Source organism: Paenibacillus nanensis (assembly GCF_003583765.1).
Taxonomy (GTDB): Bacteria; Bacillota; Bacilli; order Paenibacillales; family Paenibacillaceae; genus Pristimantibacillus; species Pristimantibacillus nanensis.
In genome coordinates this window covers 589,816-609,582 of the sequence record NZ_QXQA01000002.1, presented here as the reverse complement: position 1 = coordinate 609,582, position 19,767 = coordinate 589,816, and the positions used below count along the sequence as shown (strand labels likewise).

The 19,767-nt window shown below is 51.7% G+C and carries 12 protein-coding genes; all 12 read left to right on the top strand.

The genetic code is table 11. From position 1 onward, the window contains the following. Positions 1 to 64 precede the first annotated feature (64 nt). The 12 genes from D3P08_RS05780 to D3P08_RS05725 all read left to right on the top strand — a co-directional run bounded on the left by D3P08_RS05780 (position 65) and on the right by D3P08_RS05725 (position 19,405). Entirely contained in the window at positions 65 to 1,855 is a 1,791-nt protein-coding gene (locus D3P08_RS05780; protein ID WP_240647326.1) for a sensor histidine kinase, read from the top strand. A gap of 11 nt (positions 1,856 to 1,866) precedes the next feature. Beyond that, a complete protein-coding gene (locus D3P08_RS05775) occupies positions 1,867 to 3,459 on the top strand; it encodes a response regulator transcription factor (RefSeq protein ID WP_119598477.1) in 1,593 nt (530 codons plus the stop codon). A gap of 195 nt (positions 3,460 to 3,654) precedes the next feature. Next, positions 3,655 to 4,974: an ABC transporter substrate-binding protein gene (locus D3P08_RS05770; RefSeq protein WP_119598476.1), complete on the top strand. Its 1,320-nt coding sequence runs from the start codon at positions 3,655 to 3,657 to the stop codon at positions 4,972 to 4,974. A gap of 79 nt (positions 4,975 to 5,053) precedes the next feature. After that, positions 5,054 to 5,953 carry a carbohydrate ABC transporter permease gene (locus D3P08_RS05765; RefSeq protein WP_119598475.1) on the top strand — a complete coding sequence of 300 codons (900 nt, stop codon included), beginning with the start codon at positions 5,054 to 5,056 and terminating at the stop codon, positions 5,951 to 5,953. Positions 5,954 to 5,967: 14 nt separating this feature from the next. Next, the gene (locus tag D3P08_RS05760) at positions 5,968 to 6,798 is read left to right on the top strand and encodes a carbohydrate ABC transporter permease (protein WP_119598474.1); all 831 of its coding nucleotides are present in this window, start codon (positions 5,968 to 5,970) and stop codon (positions 6,796 to 6,798) included. A 110-nt stretch (positions 6,799 to 6,908) separates the two neighbouring features. Continuing rightward, positions 6,909 to 8,189, top strand: coding sequence for an ABC transporter substrate-binding protein (locus tag D3P08_RS05755; RefSeq protein WP_240647324.1), 1,281 nt, complete (start codon positions 6,909 to 6,911; stop codon positions 8,187 to 8,189). Positions 8,190 to 8,733: 544 nt separating this feature from the next. Next, positions 8,734 to 12,867: a LamG-like jellyroll fold domain-containing protein gene (locus D3P08_RS05750; RefSeq protein ID WP_162848372.1), complete on the top strand. Its 4,134-nt coding sequence runs from the start codon at positions 8,734 to 8,736 to the stop codon at positions 12,865 to 12,867. A gap of 101 nt (positions 12,868 to 12,968) precedes the next feature. Then, positions 12,969 to 14,012, top strand: a complete 1,044-nt coding sequence (locus D3P08_RS05745; protein WP_119598472.1) for an S-layer homology domain-containing protein — start codon at positions 12,969 to 12,971, stop codon at positions 14,010 to 14,012. 105 nt (positions 14,013 to 14,117) lie between these two features. Next, positions 14,118 to 14,876, top strand: coding sequence for an IclR family transcriptional regulator (locus tag D3P08_RS05740; protein ID WP_119598471.1), 759 nt, complete (start codon positions 14,118 to 14,120; stop codon positions 14,874 to 14,876). Between the two features lie 137 nt (positions 14,877 to 15,013). Further along, the gene (locus tag D3P08_RS05735) at positions 15,014 to 15,889 is read left to right on the top strand and encodes a fumarylacetoacetate hydrolase family protein (RefSeq protein WP_119598470.1); all 876 of its coding nucleotides are present in this window, start codon (positions 15,014 to 15,016) and stop codon (positions 15,887 to 15,889) included. A 30-nt stretch (positions 15,890 to 15,919) separates the two neighbouring features. Continuing rightward, a complete protein-coding gene (gene gucD, locus D3P08_RS05730; protein WP_119598469.1) occupies positions 15,920 to 17,377 on the top strand; it encodes an alpha-ketoglutaric semialdehyde dehydrogenase GucD in 1,458 nt (485 codons plus the stop codon). Positions 17,378 to 17,407: 30 nt separating this feature from the next. Next, the gene (locus D3P08_RS05725; protein WP_119598468.1) at positions 17,408 to 19,405 is read left to right on the top strand and encodes a YjhG/YagF family D-xylonate dehydratase; all 1,998 of its coding nucleotides are present in this window, start codon (positions 17,408 to 17,410) and stop codon (positions 19,403 to 19,405) included. Positions 19,406 to 19,767 lie beyond the last annotated feature (362 nt).

Genomic DNA, 19,767 nt, shown 5'->3' with positions numbered 1-19,767 from the left:
TATTTGTTATACTTGGGTTAATTTAGTCAACTCGTACGGCGATTGATAGATTGGCGGTGATTGCTTGTTCGGGCGTTTCCGGTTCATCAGCATCAAGTCGAAGATGATGGTTTTATTTTTGCTTATCATTTTGGTCCCGATCGTTACCATGTTCATTAATTCCTACTTGTCCTCGCAGCAGCTGTTGGAGAGGAAATATACGGACCTGCTAACGGACATCTCCAAGCAATCGAACATCCGCGTCGAGGAGTTTCTAGAAGACACTAGACAAATCTCTCTCATATCCAGCTACGGCATTAACAGTTACGTATCAGCTGTATCGCAGGAAAACTACCCGATTCAGAATTACTTGAGAGAAGATTCCAAACGCAACGAGAACCAGGCTACACAGCTTTTGATGAACTATATCCGCATGAAAGACTTGGAGTACGCGATCTACGTTTATAATTTCAACGGCGGAAAAAATTTGTATATCAGCACGGATTCACCCGTTGACTACACGTATCATCCCGGCGACGAAGAATGGTTCGCGGACTTTCTTCAATCGGAGGATATTACGCGCGACATCGCGGTTGTGAAGGATAAGCAGACGAAGCGGGCGAACAACCTTTCCATACTGAACGTCCGTAAAATTTATGATATGGAAAACGGCGACCTTATTGGCGTCATGACCATCAGCATCCCCATCGACTTTATCAATAAGCTGAACGATCGGCTTCAGGAAGACAGCAGGTCGGCCTATACGATCGTTGACAGCAATGGCATCGTTTTGTTCAACAATAACTATGAACAGATCGGGAAGAGGTTCGCAGAGGTGCTGTCGATCGAAGATGGACTGTCTCCGGAAACGGCCCGGCAGGTCATCTCTTCAGAGGGCAGGGATTATTTGCTGATTAGCACGCCTTTCGAGAAACATGACTGGACCGCTTATCTTTATATGCCCGTCGAAGAACTAGCCGTCGAAGGGTACATGTTCAAACGCAATTTGGTTGTCATTGCCGCGTTATTGCTCCTATTCTCGATTACCAGCTCCTTCTACTTATCGAATCATATTACGAAGCCGATTAAACGGCTCATGAGCAATATGCTGCTAGTGGAGAAGGGGAAGTTCGAGAATCTGCCGGAGGTTAAGTCGAATGACGAGATCGGCTTGCTTGCAAATCGCTTTGAACAGATGTCAGGCGAGCTCAAAATATTAGTAGAGCGAATCTACCTGGAGCAGCAGGAGAAATCAGAGGCGGAGATAAAAGCGCTTCAAGCGCAGATCAATCCGCACTTCTTGTACAATACGCTAAACTCCGTGAAGTGGATTGCTTCCATGCAGCGTTCCGATAAGATTGTGCAGATGACGGAGGCGCTTATCTCTCTGCTTCGTTATTCCACGAGCAACGATAGCAAGCTTGTTCCGATTCGGGAGGAGCTTGAGCAGATCACCCATTATATAACGATTCAGAAAGTCCGGTATTTCAACAAGATTGACGTCGTGTACGACATTGACGAGTCGCTGCTGGAGCACCACATCCTGAAGCTCTCCGTACAGCCGATTGTGGAAAATGCGATATTTCATGGTATAGCCGACATGGACGGCGAGGGGGTTATCCGCATATCCGTTTACGGAAGGGAGAAGGATGCCATATGTATCGAGGTTTCAGATAACGGGGAAGGCATGAATGAGGAAGCTGCCGGTAGGCTGCAAGAGCAGCTCTCGGGTAACGGAAGCCGGAGCGGCGGCATCGGCGTACGTAATGTGCATTACCGGATCAAGAAGGTTTTCGGAGATCCGTTTGGTGTTTCTTTCCTTAGCAATCCAAGGCAAGGAAGTACTTTTGTCATTACCATTCCTAGAAATCAGTGAGGTTCATAGCCATGTTAAATGTGATTATCGTAGACGACGAGCTGCTCATGAGAATCGGCCTCAAATCCATGATTCCTTGGGAAGAACACGGGTTTGTCATTACGGGCGAAGCGCAGAACGGCAAAGAGGCGTTGGAGCTAGCGCAGAGGCAGGCGCCGGATCTCATCATAACAGATATTAAGATGCCGGTTATGGACGGGCTGGAATTAATTCGCAAGGCTTCTAGCGGCTATCCTGCTTGTCAATTCATCATTTTAAGCTGCTTGGACGAATTCCAATACGCACAGGAGGCTGTAAGGTTAGGCGCGACGGATTATTTAATCAAAAGCGATTTGAAGCAGGAGCACCTTCAAAGCGTGCTCGGTACCGTGCGAAAGAAAGCCGCGCAATTTAGACAAACGCCGGAGAACTCTCTGCCCACGGGGCAATACAAGGAAGGGATCGGCTACCTGAAGGAAACCTTGTTTAAGGAGTTGTTCAGCGGCTTCCGTGATGACAGCGACATTATGAGATCCAAAGAATCGCTCCAGATCTCTCTAACTCCCGAGGACGTCGTCATTGCGAAGCTGCGTATCAACCATTTTCATGAGCTGCGGCGGAAGTACGTTGAGCAGGACGAGAAGCTCCTGCGTTATTCGATTGTTAACATTATGGAGGAGATCGTTCCTCGGCGCTGGAACAAAGAGATTATTGTAGAAAATTCCTCTGACTATCTGCTAATCATGAATCTGCCGGATACCGCATCCAATCGTCCAGCACGCGAGATACTAGGACCGCTGCTCGGCAAAATCGTGACGGCTATGCAAGAGTTTCTGAATATCTCGATCTCGGTAGGCGTCAGCGGCGTGTCCTCAGGATACGGCGGCCTTCGAAAGGCATACCGGGAAGCAGACGCCGCGCTCGCCAATCTGTTTTTTGAGCCGGTAAGCGACGTACTCTATTACGACAGCCCTGCCGGAAGAATGCAACGCAGCCGCGACAGCTTCCTTATTACGCGGGAAGAGTCGGCAGAGCTAAGGCGGAGAATTGATGTCGGCAATGCCGAAGCTGATCTAGACCGGTTGAGGCGGCGATTATACGATGAAGGCGTGACGGAGCAAGGCTGCCGTAAAGCGTATATGCGGATACTCGCGCTTATTTCCTCTTGCTTTCCCAGTGTGCCGGAGCTGCTTGCGGAGGGGCAGACGCCTTATGAGCATATGCTATACGAGGAGAAGCTGGAGGGGCTGCATAGTCTCGCCATACGGTTCCTGCGACAGAGCTTGAATCTTAATCGGGCATTGGTCAATGTCCCTCAAAGCTACGCCAATCAGGCGAAAGCGATTATTCTAGAACGGTATGCGGAGGATATTTCTCTGCAAACCGTCGCGGGGCAGATCAATGTAAACCCTTCTTACCTGAGCCGCGTTTTCAAGGAGGAAACCGGTGAGAACTTTATCGGCTACCTCACTCGCATACGTATCGAAAAGGCAAAGCAGCTCCTTAAGAGCAAAGCCTATAAGGTTTACGAGGTTGCGAGTTTAACCGGCTATCCGAATACGGCCTATTTCAGCAAGCTGTTCAAAAAAGCGACTGGCGTGACGCCTGAGGAGTACCGGGGGTAACAACGGGGTAACGGTAAAAATAGTGACGAATAAAGTAAAAAAAAGCGCATAGCCGGCTATGCGCTTTTTGTGTACGCAAATTTCGGTAAAAAAAAATGATCGTGTAGTAAAGGATATTGATTTTGATAGCCCGGTTATTTCTCTATGATGAGAGTTGTAAGAAGCAAACGATTACACGAATATGGGGGAAAACCGATGATGAAAAAAGCCTTACCGTTACTGATGGCATTACTTCTCATTGTAATGGCGTTATCCGCATGCTCAAGCAATTCGGGCAATGATCCTGGTAACGCAACGAACAAGCCGGCCGGCAGCGGAGAGAATCAGGCAAGCGAGCAGCCTTCCGAGGAGCCGGCTGAAGAAGTCACTCTAACGTATGCGATTTGGGATTCCAATCAGGAGAAGGGACTTCGTCAAATCGCGGATGAGTTCGAAGCTCAGAATCCGAATATGAAGATCAACATTGAAGTGACGGGCTGGAGCGAGTATTGGACGATGCTGGAAGCGGGCGCTACAGGCGGATCGTTGCCGGACGTGTTCTGGATGCATTCCAACGAAATCTATCGTTATGCCTCCAACGACATGCTGCTAGATTTAACGGCCAAGATCGACGGAAGCGAGAAGGTGGACCTCGGGAAGTTCCCGCAGGGTCTCGTGCAAATTTACAATTTCAACGGCAAACAATTTGCGGTGCCGAAGGATTTCGACACCATTGGTCTTTGGTACAACAAAACAATGTTCGACGAAGCGAAGCTAAGCTATCCGGACGAGACTTGGACATGGGACGATTTGTACAATGCAGCGAAGACGCTGACGAAGGATGGCAAATACGGGATCCTGACTCCGCTTCATAACCAAGAGGGTTATTATAACTTCATCTATCAAAACGGCGGCACGGTTATTACGGATGACAAAAAATCAGGCTACGACGACCCGAAAACCATTGAGGCTCTAGAATACTACGTGAAGTTTATTCAAGAGGGCTTATCTCCGAAAATTTACGGCGATGCGGAACGCGCCGAAGCGATGCAGAACGGCCTTGCAGCGATGGGCTTCTTCGGCTCCTGGAACCTGACCGGCTTTACTGAAAATGAATTTATGGCCCAAAACTTCGATGTAGCGGTGCTGCCAAAAGGGGAGAAGCAGGCATCCATCTTCAACGGTTTGGGTCACGCGATTGCGCATAATACGAAGCACCCGGAGGAAGCTTGGAAATTTGTGGAATACCTTGGCTCCAAGGAAGCGCAAGAGAGGCAGGCGGAGCTGGGAGTGGCCATTTCCGCTTACGAAGGCGCGGCAGAGCTATGGGTATCCTCTAATCCGACATTTAACATCCAGGCATTCGTGGATATGGTCGATTATGCTGTCATTCGTCCATATTCCAATACAACTGCCGTGTGGGAGGACAAAGCATACGAGGCGCTGCTGCCGGCGTTCTCAGGGGAGAAGACGGTCGCCGAAGCCGCTAAGCAGGCAGCAGCGATTATGAACGAAAGCCTTGCACAGGAAAAATAACGCGAATATGCAGAAACGGTCCATAGCGGCAACCTTAACCGGTTGCCGCTATTCGTAGGAACAGGAGGGAGCAGGTGTGATGCATCGAAGAATATCCAAACAAATGCGAAATGAGTGGTACTGGGGCTGGTTCCTGATCGCGCCGACCATTCTAGGCCTCATTGTGCTTAATATCATCCCAATCTTCCAGAGCTTTTATTTAAGCTTCTTCAAGAGCGGAGATTTCGGCAAAGGCAACGTGTTCGTCGGGCTTGATAATTATAGGAAAATGGCGGATGATCCGCAGGTCTGGCATGCCGTTATGAATACTTTTCTGCATGCGCTTATGGTCGTTCCGTTCAGCATCGCCATCGCGCTCGTTCTGGCGGTGTTGTTGAACGGCAAACGAAAGGGAAAGTCCATTTATCGGACGATCTATTTCATTCCGATGGTCGCTGCTCCCGCCGCTATTACGATGGTGTGGAAATGGCTGTACAATTCGCAGTTCGGACTCATTAACGTGCTGCTGGCCAAGCTAGGACTGCCCAAGGTGGAGTGGACCAGCAACCCGGATATCGCGCTTGTTTCAATTGCCGTCATCGGCATCTGGAGCGTTATCGGCTACAATATGGTCTTATTTTTGGCGGGTCTGCAAGAAATTCCGAAGGACTATTATGAAGCTTCCGATATAGATGGTGCCGGCAAGGTGAGGCAGTTTTTTGTCATCACGCTGCCGCTGGTGTCGCCGACCCTGTTTTTTGTCCTGGTTACATCCATTATACAGGCGATGCAGGTGTTTGATGTGATCTACATGATGATCGAAGTAACGAATCCAGCGTATGACAAAACGGTGTCTCTCGTGTATTTGTTCTACAACAACTCCTTCAAATATTCCGATAAGGGCTACGGCTCTGCAATCGTGATGCTGCTGCTCGCCATTATTATGATCATGACGGTCATCCAGACCAAAACCCAGAAAAAATGGGTCAACTACATGTAGGAGGTATCGCGCCTATGCCAGCTAACCGTTTTTGGCCTCGTATGACTGCCCACATCCTGCTCATTGCGTGTGCGGCTGCAATGTTTCTGCCGTTTCTATGGATGGTGCTGACTTCGTTCAAGACTGTCGCTGAATCGACTTCCTTAAATCCATTCGTCGTTTTTCCTTCCAAATGGAAGCCCCAGAATTACGTGGAGGTGCTGCGTCAGAACGACTTTCTTCGATTGTATTGGAACACATTCGCGATGATGGCGATACGGGTTCTGTGCTCGATTCTGTTCAGCGCCATGGCGGCTTATGCGTTTGCAAGATTAAACTTTCCGGGCCGAAACTTTTTTTTCGGACTCGTTCTTTTTCAAATGATGGTTCCGACCCAAATTTTCATCATTCCGCAATATTTGATGGTTGATGCGATCGGGATGCGCAATACGATATTCGCGCTGGTGTTCCCGGGGCTGGTCAGCGCATTCGGAACGTTTCTGCTCAGGCAGTTTTTTATGGGGCTGCCGAAGGAGCTGGAGGAGGCGGCCAAATTGGACGGCTGCAATATCGGCCAGACATTCGTGAGAGTTATGCTGCCGCTTGCTCGTTCCGGCTTGGTTGCTCTTGCGATTTTTACCGCTTTGTTCGCGTTTAAGGATCTGATGTGGCCGATGATTGTGAATACGAGTTCTTCAGCGGCAACGCTCTCCTCGGCTTTGGCTAAAATTCAGAGCGCGTATTCCGTCAATTATCCGGAGCTGATGGCCGCTTCCGTGATCGCGATTTGGCCGATGCTGCTCGTTTACGTCGTATTTCAGAAACAGTTTATTGAAGGCATCGCGACATCAGGAGGCAAGCTGTGAGCGGATCCTATCAAAGGAAACGTAGGAAGGAGACTCTCCTTCCTCCAGTTGCATGCGGTTATCCATTATAATGAGATTAACAGGAACGAACCGGGGGGAGGAGGGAGGCCTTGATCAGGCAATGGATAAAAAGAGGGCTTGTTTTGATTACGGCACTTGTACTTGCTTCATGCAGCGGATCCGGAATGGGGGGAGAATACCGGCATGAGGTCGACAAGACGGATGAGAACGAAATCGTCACGATTCATTACTCCAGCTACCTTCTGGATTCGGCCCAAGCGAGCAAAGTGTATTACGACGCGATTCGCGAGTTTGAAGATTTGTATCCGAACATCCGGATCGAACCGGATTTTATTCAGAACGCGAATTACACAGCCGGTATCAAAATTAAGCTTCTCGGCGGCGAGGAGCTTGATGTGTTCGATACATGGTCGCCCAGCCTGTTCGAGGAATTCCGCAAGCTGAATCCGAATGTCTACTTGGATTTGACAGGCTCTCCGTTTCTGGATCAATTTCTTCCAAACACGCTCAAACCGGTCACGATCGACGGCAGGGTATACGGCGCGCCTGAAGTGATGCATAGCGACGGGTTATTGTATAACAAAACGATGTTCGATTCATTCGGCCTGACCGTACCGGGAACGTGGGACGAATTTATTGCGTTGTGCGAGACGTTGAAAGAGAATGGCATTATACCGGTCGCCATGGATGCGGAATGGTCGACGGCGCAATTTTTCTGGGGCTCCATCATGTCGAATAACGGCGCGGACGAGGAATGGACAAGGAGACTGGAGCGCGGGGACATCCCGTTGTCGGACGAGAAATTCGTAGACGCGATCCGCAGGCATAAGGAGATTATCGATAGGGGGTTCGTGCCGCCTAACTGGACTCAGCTTATGCACGAGCAGTCCAAGGACTTGATCGGTCAAGGCAAGGCGGCGATGATTATGACCGGCACCTGGAGCTTGCCGAGCATTATGGAGCGGAATCCGAATTACGAGATCGATTTCATGATGGTGCCGGGAGTGGAACGTTCCGTGCCCAATATTAATATCGGTACCTACCGGGTTATCAACGCCAAGACGAATCATCCCGAAGAAGCCAAAACATTCGTCGCCTTCATGAACAGCAAAGCGAATCAGGAGAGGCTGGCGGAAGGCGCGATGGCTGTTCCCTCGGTAGTCTCAGCCCGGATCTCAAGCCAGGTTGCAGTTAAGGTGGCAGAGCTCGTCACGCGAGAGGACGCAGTCCTCTACTGGCCGCATACGGTATCGACCGAGTCGCTGCAGGTAAAAATCCAAGAAGGCGTCAACAAATATTTGACAGGCCAAAGCTTGGAGGAAGCGTTGACGGAGATGCAAGCTGTCATCGATGAAGCTCGGAACAAGTAATCCAAGATGAATTAAACGAGTCCTGGCTTTCGGCTAGAGGCTCGTTTTTTGATTGTACGCCAAGCAGGAGAACAACACCTGATGACTCGACGCCCGTAAAGTCAAAAAAGGATAGAACAAATTTAAAAAAAGTACAAGGCGTATTACAACCAATTGTCATTGGATGGCAGATCGTAAAGAAAGGAACAGGAGTAGTAAAAAACCTTAATTTCTTAAATCGGACGATTCCCGTAACATTTGGCTTGGGGCAAATCGACTACTGTGAACAAGGGAGGTTGAGGCAGCTATTTCGGCATAAGCCAGACTTCATACCAGCGTTATTGACTGGGGAACAAGAAGAAGTCCAATAAAAATAAGAGGTGAGATTAATTTGAGAGCCTACGCTAAGCGTACGATTTCAGCCGTGCTAGCCCTAATGATTATGTTGCCGAGCACTTTTGCAAGCGCTTCCGACACGGATAATCAAGTTTCCGTAAAGGAACCAGTAACATCTCAGTTAGCTGCTACAAGTCCTCTCTTTCAATGGTCCTTTCATAAAGAACAAGTGAAAAATGGAACGTCTGTCGAGAATAGCGCAAGCCCTGCATCTAGCGACGATTATGCCGTGCTGAAAGGAACGGCCGCGATCGTGGAGGATGAGCAGCGGGGGGAAGTGTTATCTCTGACTGGCGGCGCGAATGGCACGGCATGGCTGGAATTGCCGGATCATCTGTACGCCGAGGTCGAGGGGGCGCTGACCTTCGCGGTATGGGCGAATATCGATCAATCGGCAAACGCCTACACGCGTCTATTCTCCTCTACGATTGGGGAAAAAGGTTTGACAAGCAGCGGGATAAACGGATGGAGAGACACGGAGTTTGTCATCGTAGCCGGAGGAGGAACTTTTAATAACCGGATCTATACAGGCACAGATCCGTCAGTCGTTGCCGTCTACCGCGGGGATGTCACATGGAGTACCAGCCCGGCAAAAGGCAAGTGGCAGCACATTGTCGTCACCATGAATAAAGAAGGCGCCTACGATGTCTACCTGGATGGAAAAGTGCTGGAGGCTAGCAGCATAGAGCCGGGCAATAGCTCCTCCGGGGCGACAATGCTGACTACGATGACGCAATTATTCAATCGTGACTTTCTGGATGCGTTGCAGTTTAATGATTTTGGCAGATCCTTATATACTTCGGACGGAGATATTCGCGGGAAGTTCGATGATATCCGGGTCTATAACTCGAAATTGACTGCGGAGCAGGTAAGCGCGCTGTACGAGGCAACGAAGGCAGAGGTAGTCGATGAGAAGATTCCCGCGAAAATGAATGTGGATTTGGCAGACCGTTCGCTGGGAGAAGTGTTCCACGGCTCTGCTGGCGCTTTATACGCGATAAGTGAACCCAACGTACCTGACATCAATACGCTGATTCCGATCAAACCTTCGCATATTACGCAGAAGCCGCCGAACGGCATCCAACATCCCACTGGAGACGCGCTTCGAGTAGCCGATTATTTTTTCGAGGCCGGCGGTGAAGTTGTCAATATCGTCATGCAAGACTATTACCAGCGCTGGTACTATCCTTCAAGAACGGCAGAACAATATATTAATGAAGCCGTTATCCCGATCGCAACGGCCGTCAAGGAGTTCAAGGCGCAATGGGGCGCCGCGAACCCTGGCCAGGACCCCGATCAGAAATTCATTTATATCCCCTTCAACGAGCCGGAACAGAATGGCACACGTTATCCGCAGCTGCTATCCGACAACGCTACAGGAAAAAGCTCAAGAGCTGTGTTTAATAACGATTGGCTTGCGGTAACCAATAAAATAAAGGAAATCGATCCAGGTGCCCGAATCTCCGGCCCTAATTTAACGCAATATGGCGCAAAAGTGTTTGAGGATTTAGTCGCCTTTTGCGTTATCAATGACTGTCTTCCTGACATTATTAGCTGGCATATGCTGTGGAACAAAGCGTTTAACGCTACGGCGGGCAATATTGCCACCTACAGAGCCGTAGAACAAGCGAATGCAGCCAAGTATCGGGAGTTGTATCCGGATCGCGAGCTTCCGTTCCCGATCAAGGTTGATATTAACGAATATGCCGCAACGGCAGAGATTGCGGTTGGCGGATCGTTGATTCAGTATATCGCGCGTTATGATGAAATGAAAATGAACAGTATGCTGCCTTACTGGAACACGGCCAATTCCTACGGCTCGCTGCTAGCCGGCCAGAACGAGCCGAATGGCGCATGGTGGCTGTACAAGTGGTATGCGGACATGATGGGCGGCGACATGGCGAAAGTGAGTGTCGTTACTCCACGCAGCGAAACGGACGCATATGGACCAGGATTGTATGGTTTATCCTCCATTCAAGATGAAAAGAAGCAGGTAGGCATTGCGTTTGGCGGCACACAAGGCAGCGGCTCGATTGTTTTCAATCACGTGACGGGCCATGCGAACAGTCCGGCATTCCTTGCAGGGGCAGAGCAAGTGCATGTAACCGTATGGCATGCAGGCTACACGGGATTGACGGGCTTCCTGGTAGAGCCTACCCAAATTGTTGATCGCAATTTTCCGGTCAAGAACGGTACAGTGACGCTGGATGTAGAGCTGGACGATTATACATCCGCTTATTACGCCGTCATTACTCCGGCTGTGAACCATGAACCGAATGAAGTTTGGTTTGAGCGTTACGAGGCTGAGAATGCAGAGGTGAAAACGAACGTAACGACGACAAGCGTGTACCCGCGTTCGAGCAATTCCGGTCGTTCGGCCTCTAATGGTCAATACGTCGCGGGGATTTCGCAACAAAGCAGTGTTGTCAAATGGACCGATATCGAAGTTCCGGCTGACGGAAGTTATCGATTGGACTTGATCGGCGGCAACGGCGCAACGGCGAGCATGCGTAACCAAGCCAATACCGGGAATGCAAACCAGCGCATCAATTCGGAGTGGTTCATCAAGATTGATGATCAGCCTTCTCGGAAGATTGTTCTTAGAGCGGACTACAGCATGGAGCTGTTAGGCGGCCACACCATGTTTATCGATTTGGAGGCTGGCACTCATTCCATTAGTATCAGCAAGTTTAATCAGGATACGGGAGAGGAAGGCCAAGGCCAATCTACGCTTGATGCGATCGAGTTAACGTATAGCGGTGATCGGGGCGAGCTTCCGAATTATCGGGTGCAAGCGGAATTTGCCGATTATGATACGGCGAAAGGCTTGACTCGCGGGGATAGCATAGCGGGCTTCGAAGGTGCGGGTTATGTGACGGGTTACGGTACGAATGCCGATGCCAATACTCGCTTCGTTGTCAGCGTGCTTGACGACGGTATGTATGACGTGACGATTCGTTACGCGTCCGGGGGCAATGGCGTCATTCAGATTAATCACGACCGTAAACCTGTTGCGGGAATATCCATCACGAATACGAATGGGCAATGGGAGGAAGCGACGCTGCGTATGTTCCTGCGCGCAGGAATCAATCTGATTGATATTCAATCGAATACAACGCTACATCTGGATAGCATTCACGCTGCCTTCGTTAATAAAGACGCCGTCTTCTCGATCGAGGCCGAGGATGCAGTTGTCGTTGGTACTCCAGCAGGAGCCGAGCTTCCGCTAATCCGTAATGATGCGTTTGCGAAATATGCATCGAACGGGAAGTATGTAAACGGAATTACCTCGTACGACGGTGCGGAAAGATATCTCGAAATGGACGATATCGTAGTGCCCGAGGACGGAATTTATAAGCTGGTTGTCCGATATGCCAATGGGGAAAGCGCGGGAACGCATGCTTATAACAATGACGTTGTAGAAAGGTATGCGCAAATAAGCGTTAATGGCGGCGAGGCGGAAACCGTATTTTTCAAAAACACGATATCTTGGCAGCAGTTCGCCACCCAAACGATAGACGTGGAATTGAAAAAAGGCGCCAATACGATCAGATTCTCGAATAATAACACGTATAATGGCGGCTCCAACCCCTATGGCGGCAATAATGGGGCCGGAACCCAAGGGTTTACCCCTTATACAGCAGTGCCGAATCAATATACGCCGGCCTTTGACCGATTCGATCTCTATGCTCAAAAGCCGTCAGTGGTCGTGTCCAACTCCACCGTGCTGACAGGCCTGGAAACGGTGAACGTCGGGCAAACGTTTGATTTGATCTATAGCCTGAGCGGAACAGAGCAGACGGTCATTGCACAGGACATCAGGATTGAATACGATGCCGACAAACTGGAGCTTATGGGTCCGCCGGTATCGATGAACGATGAGAATTTCGTCCTCGAATATAATCAAGGCGCCGGGTGGGTTCGCATTATCGGCATCCATCTAGGGGATTATCAGAACAATCCGAACAGGGACCTCCTAAAGCTAAGCTTCAAGGCGAAGGACATTACAGGAGCTGCTCAAATTCGGGTTGTCAGCGCCGAACTCGCTGACGAGGAGGGCGTTGAGACGTTTGCTGCCGCTACCGCGCATACGGTTCAAATACAGAAGCCAACCATACCGGGCGACGTCAATAACGATAATCGAGTAAGCATAGGCGACTTGTCGCTGCTGGCCAAAGCGTATGGCAAGTCGGAAGCCCATAGTCCCGATTGGAATCAGGTGAAGGACTATGATTTCAACAATGACAAAATCATTGATATTGCGGATCTTGCAGCCTTGGCAAGATTAATCCTAGCTCAGTAATGGAGAGGAAGGTGTTCAAGGGTATCGGCAGATTTTTCGGTTGATACCCTTGGACCCTTGCCTTCCCTTAATGAAAAAGAGCAAAAGGGAGGAAGATGAGATTGACTAACAGACTGTTGTCACTATGCTTATCGTTGGTGTTCTTGATAACGATACTCCCGACGGCTGCATTTGCTGGGGAGCAGCCCGTTTTTTCGCTTAATGGCTCTGCCACGGATTCTCGGGAGGAAGTCAGAGAAGGCGGCATCGTGGAGATTCGTGTCGGGGGTGAATATTTAAAGGATCTTTATGGCTTCGAATTGCGTCTTTCCTACGATGCGGACAAATTGCAATACCAAGAGGGTTCGACCTCCTTGGACGGCTTTACCATTCCTCCCATTGTACAAGATGGGGAGCTTACATTTGCGAATACAAAGCTTGGCCATACAAAAGGTCTTAACGGTGCGGCGCAGCTGGCAACCTTCAGGTTCAAGGCTGTAGAAGAAGGACAAGCCGCCATTCAATTAATTCGAGTCAAGCTTGTGGATAGTAAAGTCGCAAGCGCTGCGTATGAGCCTCGGCTGTCTCATGTTGTTTCCATTATTTCAGAAGATGAGCCAAGCTTTAGCGATATTGAAGATCATTGGGCCAAAGCCGATATACAGAGAGCGGCCAAAATGGGCTGGATCAATGGTTACGAGGATGGTCGTTTCCGGCCGCAAGATAAAGTGACTCGCGCGCAATTCGCTACAATGCTTTCTCGAGCGCTGGCATTCGATGCAAATGCGGATGACGCGAATGTCTTTAAAGATGTCGAACAAATTCCGGCATATGCGAGAGCTCATGTGTCGCAAGCGGCAGCTGAAGGAATTGTGAAAGGATTCGAGGATAACACGTTTCGACCTCATCGCTTAATTAGCCGATCTGAAATCGCCGTAATGGTAATGCGCGTCATCGGCTACGAAGAGACGAATCAAGCGGGCAAGCAGCTGGTCTTCGCCGACGCGGATCACATTCAAGAGTGGGCGTATCCAGCCGTAGTCACAGCTGTTGACTTAGGCCTTATACAGGGAAGAGGGAATAATCGATTTGCGCCTCATGGCGATGCAACTCGCGCAGAAGCTGTCGTTTTGATTTTGAGAGTGCTTGATTCCACTAAGGGGTGATCTGGCAAGGTCTCTCATAAATTTCGCGAGCAGGCAGGAATGAGGAACCAAACGTCGAATCCCTTGTGCAAGCAGAGATTGAACTTAAGGTGGTTGTAACGATTAATGCCGATCATACAAGCGGTTGAACGGGCGCTTCTTATTTTGGATTTATTCGACGAACGGACTCCGGAATTGAAGATTACAGAAATTAGCGACAGGATGGGATTGCACAAGAGCACGGTTCATTCGCTGGTGAAGACGATGCAGTCACGCGGGTATATGGAGCAGGACCCCGAAAGCGGGAAATATCGCCTCGGTCTGCGGCTAATGGAGAAGGGGCAGCAGCTGCTGCAGTCCATGGACATCAGGCAGGTTGCCAAGCCTAGTCTGGAGCAATTCACGAATAACACGGGACAGACAACCCATTTGGTCATATTGGACGGTTATGAAGGCGTATACATTGATAAAGTGGAAGGCCATCTCGCTCCGATCCGTTATTCCCGCATAGGGAGGCGGGTCATGCTGCATAGCAGTTCCGTAGGCAAGCTGCTTAGCGCTTATCAGCCGTCGGAATGGATCGATCGCTTGCTTGAACGCTACGAGTTCGTTCGGCTTACGGAGAAGACGATCGCCCACCCGGAAGCATTCCTCCGCGAGCTGGAGCTGGTTAGACAGCGTGGCTATGCCATCGACGACGAGGAGAACGAGGTTGGCGTCAGATGCGCGGCCGTCCCCGTCTTCGATCACCGGGGGGTAGCAGCGGCGGCGATTAGCGTCTCGACGTTACGGTCGCGCGTAGACGATAAGGAGCTGGAGAAGCTGATCGAGGAATTGAATCAAACCGCAATGAGCATATCTCAAAGATTGGGGCACCGTGCATAACGGTTCTCTTCCATTCAATAGTAAGCATAAAATCCACCTCTATACGCGGTCGCTCATCTACGAGAGGTCTCGCTAGAGGTTTTAATATAGCTATATTATAGAACGCTGTACTATATTATAAAACGAGGAGAGATGGTATGCGGTTAATTCAATATCGGGATGGAGTATCGAAAGTACTTGCGGCGGTAACGGATGATGAAGCGGTTTATCCGCTCGAGGACAAGAATGTATGGGAATTGTTCCGCAGGGCAGAGCGGCAGGGAATGACGCCGCTCGAGCAGATCAACGCCGACATCACGGGCGGCACGCCTCTGAGTAGAGAGTGGAGTTCCCTAGAGCTGCTGCCTCCTGTGGATGCTCCGGAGGTATGGGCGGCAGGCGTCACGTACCAGCGCAGCCGCGAAGCCCGCAATTACGAAGTGACAGGCGGCAAAGCCGATGCGGGCTCTACGTTTTACGATCTTGTTTACGATGCCGAGCGTCCTGAAATTTTTTTCAAATCGACCTTGGCGCGTACGGTCGGACCTGGGGGAAGCGTCAAGCTGCGAAGCGATTCCTCTTGGCAAGTACCGGAGCCCGAGCTTGGACTCGTGCTGAACGCAGGGGGAGAAATCGTAGCCTACACGATCGGCAACGACATGAGCTGCAGGGATATCGAAGGGGAGAATCCTCTCTATCTCCCGCAAGCGAAAATTTGGAAGCAGTCCTGCTCCATCGGGCCAGCCATCCGGCTCGCCGAAGCGACGCCGAATCCGTACGATCTGGAGATCGGGCTGCGCATTTACCGCAAGGATGAGGCCGTCGTCGACATTTCGGCGAACACGGGATCGCTGAAGCGGAGATTGGATGAGCTGGTATCGTTTTTGAAGAGGGATAACCTGATATTCGACGGAACGGTTCTTCTGACGGGAACATGCCTTGTTCCTCCGGACGACTTCACGCTTAGGCCGAACGATCGCATAGAAATCGAAATCAAGCCTATCGGAACGTTGATTAATACCGTCGAAGCCTAATGGGACTCATTGAATAGGAGGAAAAGCGATATGGAATCTATAAATAACTATTCTAATTATATAGGCGGAGCATGGCTGCCGCCGCAACGAGGTCAAATGACGATAAGCGTAAATCCTGCCAATCGGAACGAAGTTGTCGGCAACATTCCGTTGTCGACTCGGGATGACCTCGACAAAGCCGTTACGGCGGCAAACGATGCGCGCGCAGCATGGCGCAAGCTGTCTGGCGCGGGGCGGGGGGCATTTCTGTACAAAGCGGCGGATATATTGGAAAGGCGGCTTGACGAGGTCGGCCGCACCATGACTCGCGAGATGGGCAAGACGCTGGCGGAGGCGAAAGGGGAGACGGCCCGGGGGGTTGCCATTCTGCGTTATTATGCCGGCGAAGGCATGCGCAAGATCGGAGACGTCATTCCCGCTTCGGATGCCGATGCGTTCATGTTCACGACACGAGTCCCCTTGGGCGTGGTAGGAGCGATTACGCCTTGGAATTTTCCGGTTGCGATACCCCTTTGGAAAATAGCGCCGGCCTTGATTTACGGTAACACGGTCGTGTGGAAACCCGCCTCGGAAACCGCGGTCACCTCGGTACTCGTGATGGAATGCTTTCATGAAGCCGGGCTGCCGGAGGGCGTTTTGAATCTGGTTATCGGCGGCGGAAAGGAAATCGGGCAGGGCCTTGCCGAGCATCCGGGCGTACAGGGCATTACGTTTACAGGCTCCAATGCGGTAGGGAAGTCCGTCGGACAGGCGGCTTTTGCGCGCGGAGCAAAATATCAGCTCGAGATGGGCGGGAAGAACCCGATCATTGTGGCGGCGGATGCGGATCTGGATCTGGCGGCGGACGCAGCGATCAGCGGCGGCTTCAAGTCCACGGGTCAGAAATGCACGGCGACGAGCCGCGTAATCGTCGTAAAGGACGTATACGAGGCTTTCCGCGACAAGCTAGTCGAGAAGACGGCTTCGATTCGGGTCGGGAACGGCTTGTCCGAGACGACTTGGCTAGGTCCTTGCGCGAACGAAAAACAATACGAAACGGTGCTTGGCTACATTAGGTCCGGCAAGGAAGAAGGTGCGAAGCTGCTGCTTGGAGGAACGCCGCCTGAGGAAGAAGAGCTTCGGGACGGTTTTTACATCACGCCGGCGATATTCGAAGACGTCGATTCGCGCATGGCAATCGCGCAGGAAGAGATCTTCGGTCCGGTGCTGTCGCTAATGAAGGCCGCCGATTTGCCCGAGGCGATCAGGCTGGCCAACGACGTGCAATTCGGCCTCAGCGCCTCCCTATACACCAAGGATATCGCAAGCGCGCTCGCTTTCGTGCAAGAGATGGATGCGGGACTCGTACGCATCAATGCCGAAACGGCAGGCGTAGAGCTTCAGGCGCCGTTTGGCGGAATGAAGGACTCCAGCTCTCATTCCAGAGAACAAGGACAAGCGGCGATCGAATTTTTCACTTCGATTAAAACGGTATTCATGAAGCCTTGATCGGCGACCATCCATAAGGAGGAGCGAGGCATGAACAAGGAGTGGGAACGCATTGCGGAGCCCAGCGGCGAGGAGATATATCGAATATTCACCCATGCGCCGGGTCCGGCGGGATCATTGCCGCTTACCAAGGAGCTGTTAAGAGAGTCGCCTAGCGGCGATTTGTTCGGATGGTCCCAAAATGTGGGGATGGGCTTGCCGCCTTCGCGTTTAGGAGGAAGGGAGATTCTGCTATTAAGCACGCTGGGAGGTATACGAAGGGACGACGGGGAGCCTGTAGCGTTAGGCTATCACACGGGACATTGGGAGGTCGGCCTTCTCATGCAGGCCGCAGCCGAGGAAATCAGCGCCGAGGGAGGGATTCCGTTCGCGGGTTATGTGAGCGATCCGTGCGATGGCAGATCGCAAGGAACAACGGGGATGTTCGATTCGCTGCCCTACAGGAATGACGCCGCGATCGTGCTTCGGAGGCTGATTCGTTCATTGCCGACTCGCAAAGCCGTTATCGGCGTCGCGACTTGCGACAAGGGACTGCCCGCCATGCTGCTTGCCTTGGCGGGAACGCCTTCGCTGCCCGGACTGATCGTGCCCGGCGGCGTGACGCTGCCGCCGACGCACGGCGAAGACGCGGGCAAGGTGCAGACGATTGGCGCGCGATTCGCGAACGGAGACATCTCGCTGGAGGTAGCCGCCGAAATGGGCTGCCGGGCATGCGCGACGCCGGGAGGCGGCTGCCAGTTTCTCGGCACGGCGGGCACGTCCCAGGTCGTGGCGGAGGCTCTTGGCCTGACTGTGCCTCATGCCGCGCTGGCCCCGTCCGGGCAGCCGATATGGACCGAGCTGGCCCGCCAATCGGCAAGGGCGGCAATGTCCGCTGTAGAGCAAGGCATTACTGTTGGCCGCATTCTGACAGATTCCGCGATCCGCAACGCAATGGTCGTGCATGCCGCATTCGGCGGATCCACGAATCTGCTCCTGCATATTCCCGCGATTGCGCAGGCAGCGGGTCTTCGCGTGCCCGATGTAGCCGACTGGGCGAGCATCAACCGGAGCGTGCCTCGCATCGTCAGCGTATTGCCGAACGGCCCCGTGCCGCATACTACGGTTCGGGCTTTCCTTGCGGGCGGCGTACCGGAAGTCATGCTCCGACTGAGAGGGCTCGGGCTGCTGGACGAATCGGCGCTGACCGTATCCGGCAAGACGTGGGGCGAGGTGCTGGATTGGTGGGAATCCTCCGAGCGAAGGCATCGAGTGCGGGAGCTGCTGCGCAACGTCGACGGCATTGATCCCGATACGGTCATCTATACGCCTGCGAATGCGCGCGCTGCCGGAATGGCTTCTACCGTAACCTTCCCAGTCGGCAATCTCGCGCCGGAAGGTTCGGTCATCAAATCGGCCGCCATCGACCCTTCTGTCGTAAACGAGAGAGGCATATACGAACATTTGGGGCAAGTCAAAGTGTTCACGACGGAACGGGACGCGATCAAGGCGATCAAAACCGGGAACATCTCGGCGGGAGACATCATGGCTTTGATCGGCAGAGGACCGAGCGGTACGGGCATGGAAGAGACGTATCAGCTTACGTCCGCGCTTAAACATTTGCCCTATGGCAAAGAGGTGTCCCTGCTTACCGATGCCCGCTTCTCCGGCGTATCGACGGGCGCATGCATCGGTCATATCGGTCCGGAAGCGTTAGCCGGAGGTCCGATCTCCAAGCTGCGCGACGGGGATTGGGTTGAAATCATAGTGGACTTGAACGAGCTATCCGGCACGATTAATTTCGTAGGCGAAGGGGCCGAACGATTCGACTACGAGGAGGGAGCGCGGAGATTGCAAGAGAGACTGCCCCATCCCTCGCTAGCGCCTGATCCGAATTTGCCGGACGATACGCGGCTATGGGCCGCGCTTCAAGCCGCCAGCGGCGGAATTTGGCGAGGCAGCGTCTATGACGTGGACCGAATCATTGCGCTGCTGGAAGCCGGGAAGCTGGCTATGGCCTCCATCCCTGAAAGTAGAAGTGAAGGATAATTATTACATCGGGCTTGCGTCCACAACGTCCAAAAAATTCGATAATACCGGCGCGGATATCTAGGAATTGATTTCGATCGGCACCATTGTCTTGATCAAGGCCACCGAATGGAGTGAGAGCGCGTTGAAGCAGTATCGTGAGTTTTATAAGTCGAAGAGATAAGGAGAAATGCCCCCGGCTCAATCGCGATGCCGGGGATTTTTTTTGTATTCAGCCGCAGAGTTATCCGTAGAGAGAATAGATAACCCGAAACATGGCCGACCCTTCCAGTTTCTGCGCTCAGTCTTCCTAAAACGGGCCTCTTTTTTCTCGAATAAGCCCCCCTCACCTAAAAATAATGTTAGTTTACAAAAATATCGAT

Coding starts and splice junctions, on each gene's coding strand:
- D3P08_RS05775 (WP_119598477.1), top strand. CDS start 1,867: ATGTTAAATGTGATTATCGTAGACGACGAGCTGCTCATGAGAATCGGC.
- D3P08_RS05770 (WP_119598476.1), top strand. CDS start 3,655: ATGATGAAAAAAGCCTTACCGTTACTGATGGCATTACTTCTCATTGTA.
- D3P08_RS05765 (WP_119598475.1), top strand. CDS start 5,054: ATGCATCGAAGAATATCCAAACAAATGCGAAATGAGTGGTACTGGGGC.
- D3P08_RS05760 (WP_119598474.1), top strand. CDS start 5,968: ATGCCAGCTAACCGTTTTTGGCCTCGTATGACTGCCCACATCCTGCTC.
- D3P08_RS05740 (WP_119598471.1), top strand. CDS start 14,118: ATGCCGATCATACAAGCGGTTGAACGGGCGCTTCTTATTTTGGATTTA.
- D3P08_RS05735 (WP_119598470.1), top strand. CDS start 15,014: ATGCGGTTAATTCAATATCGGGATGGAGTATCGAAAGTACTTGCGGCG.
- gucD (WP_119598469.1), top strand. CDS start 15,920: ATGGAATCTATAAATAACTATTCTAATTATATAGGCGGAGCATGGCTG.
- D3P08_RS05725 (WP_119598468.1), top strand. CDS start 17,408: ATGAACAAGGAGTGGGAACGCATTGCGGAGCCCAGCGGCGAGGAGATA.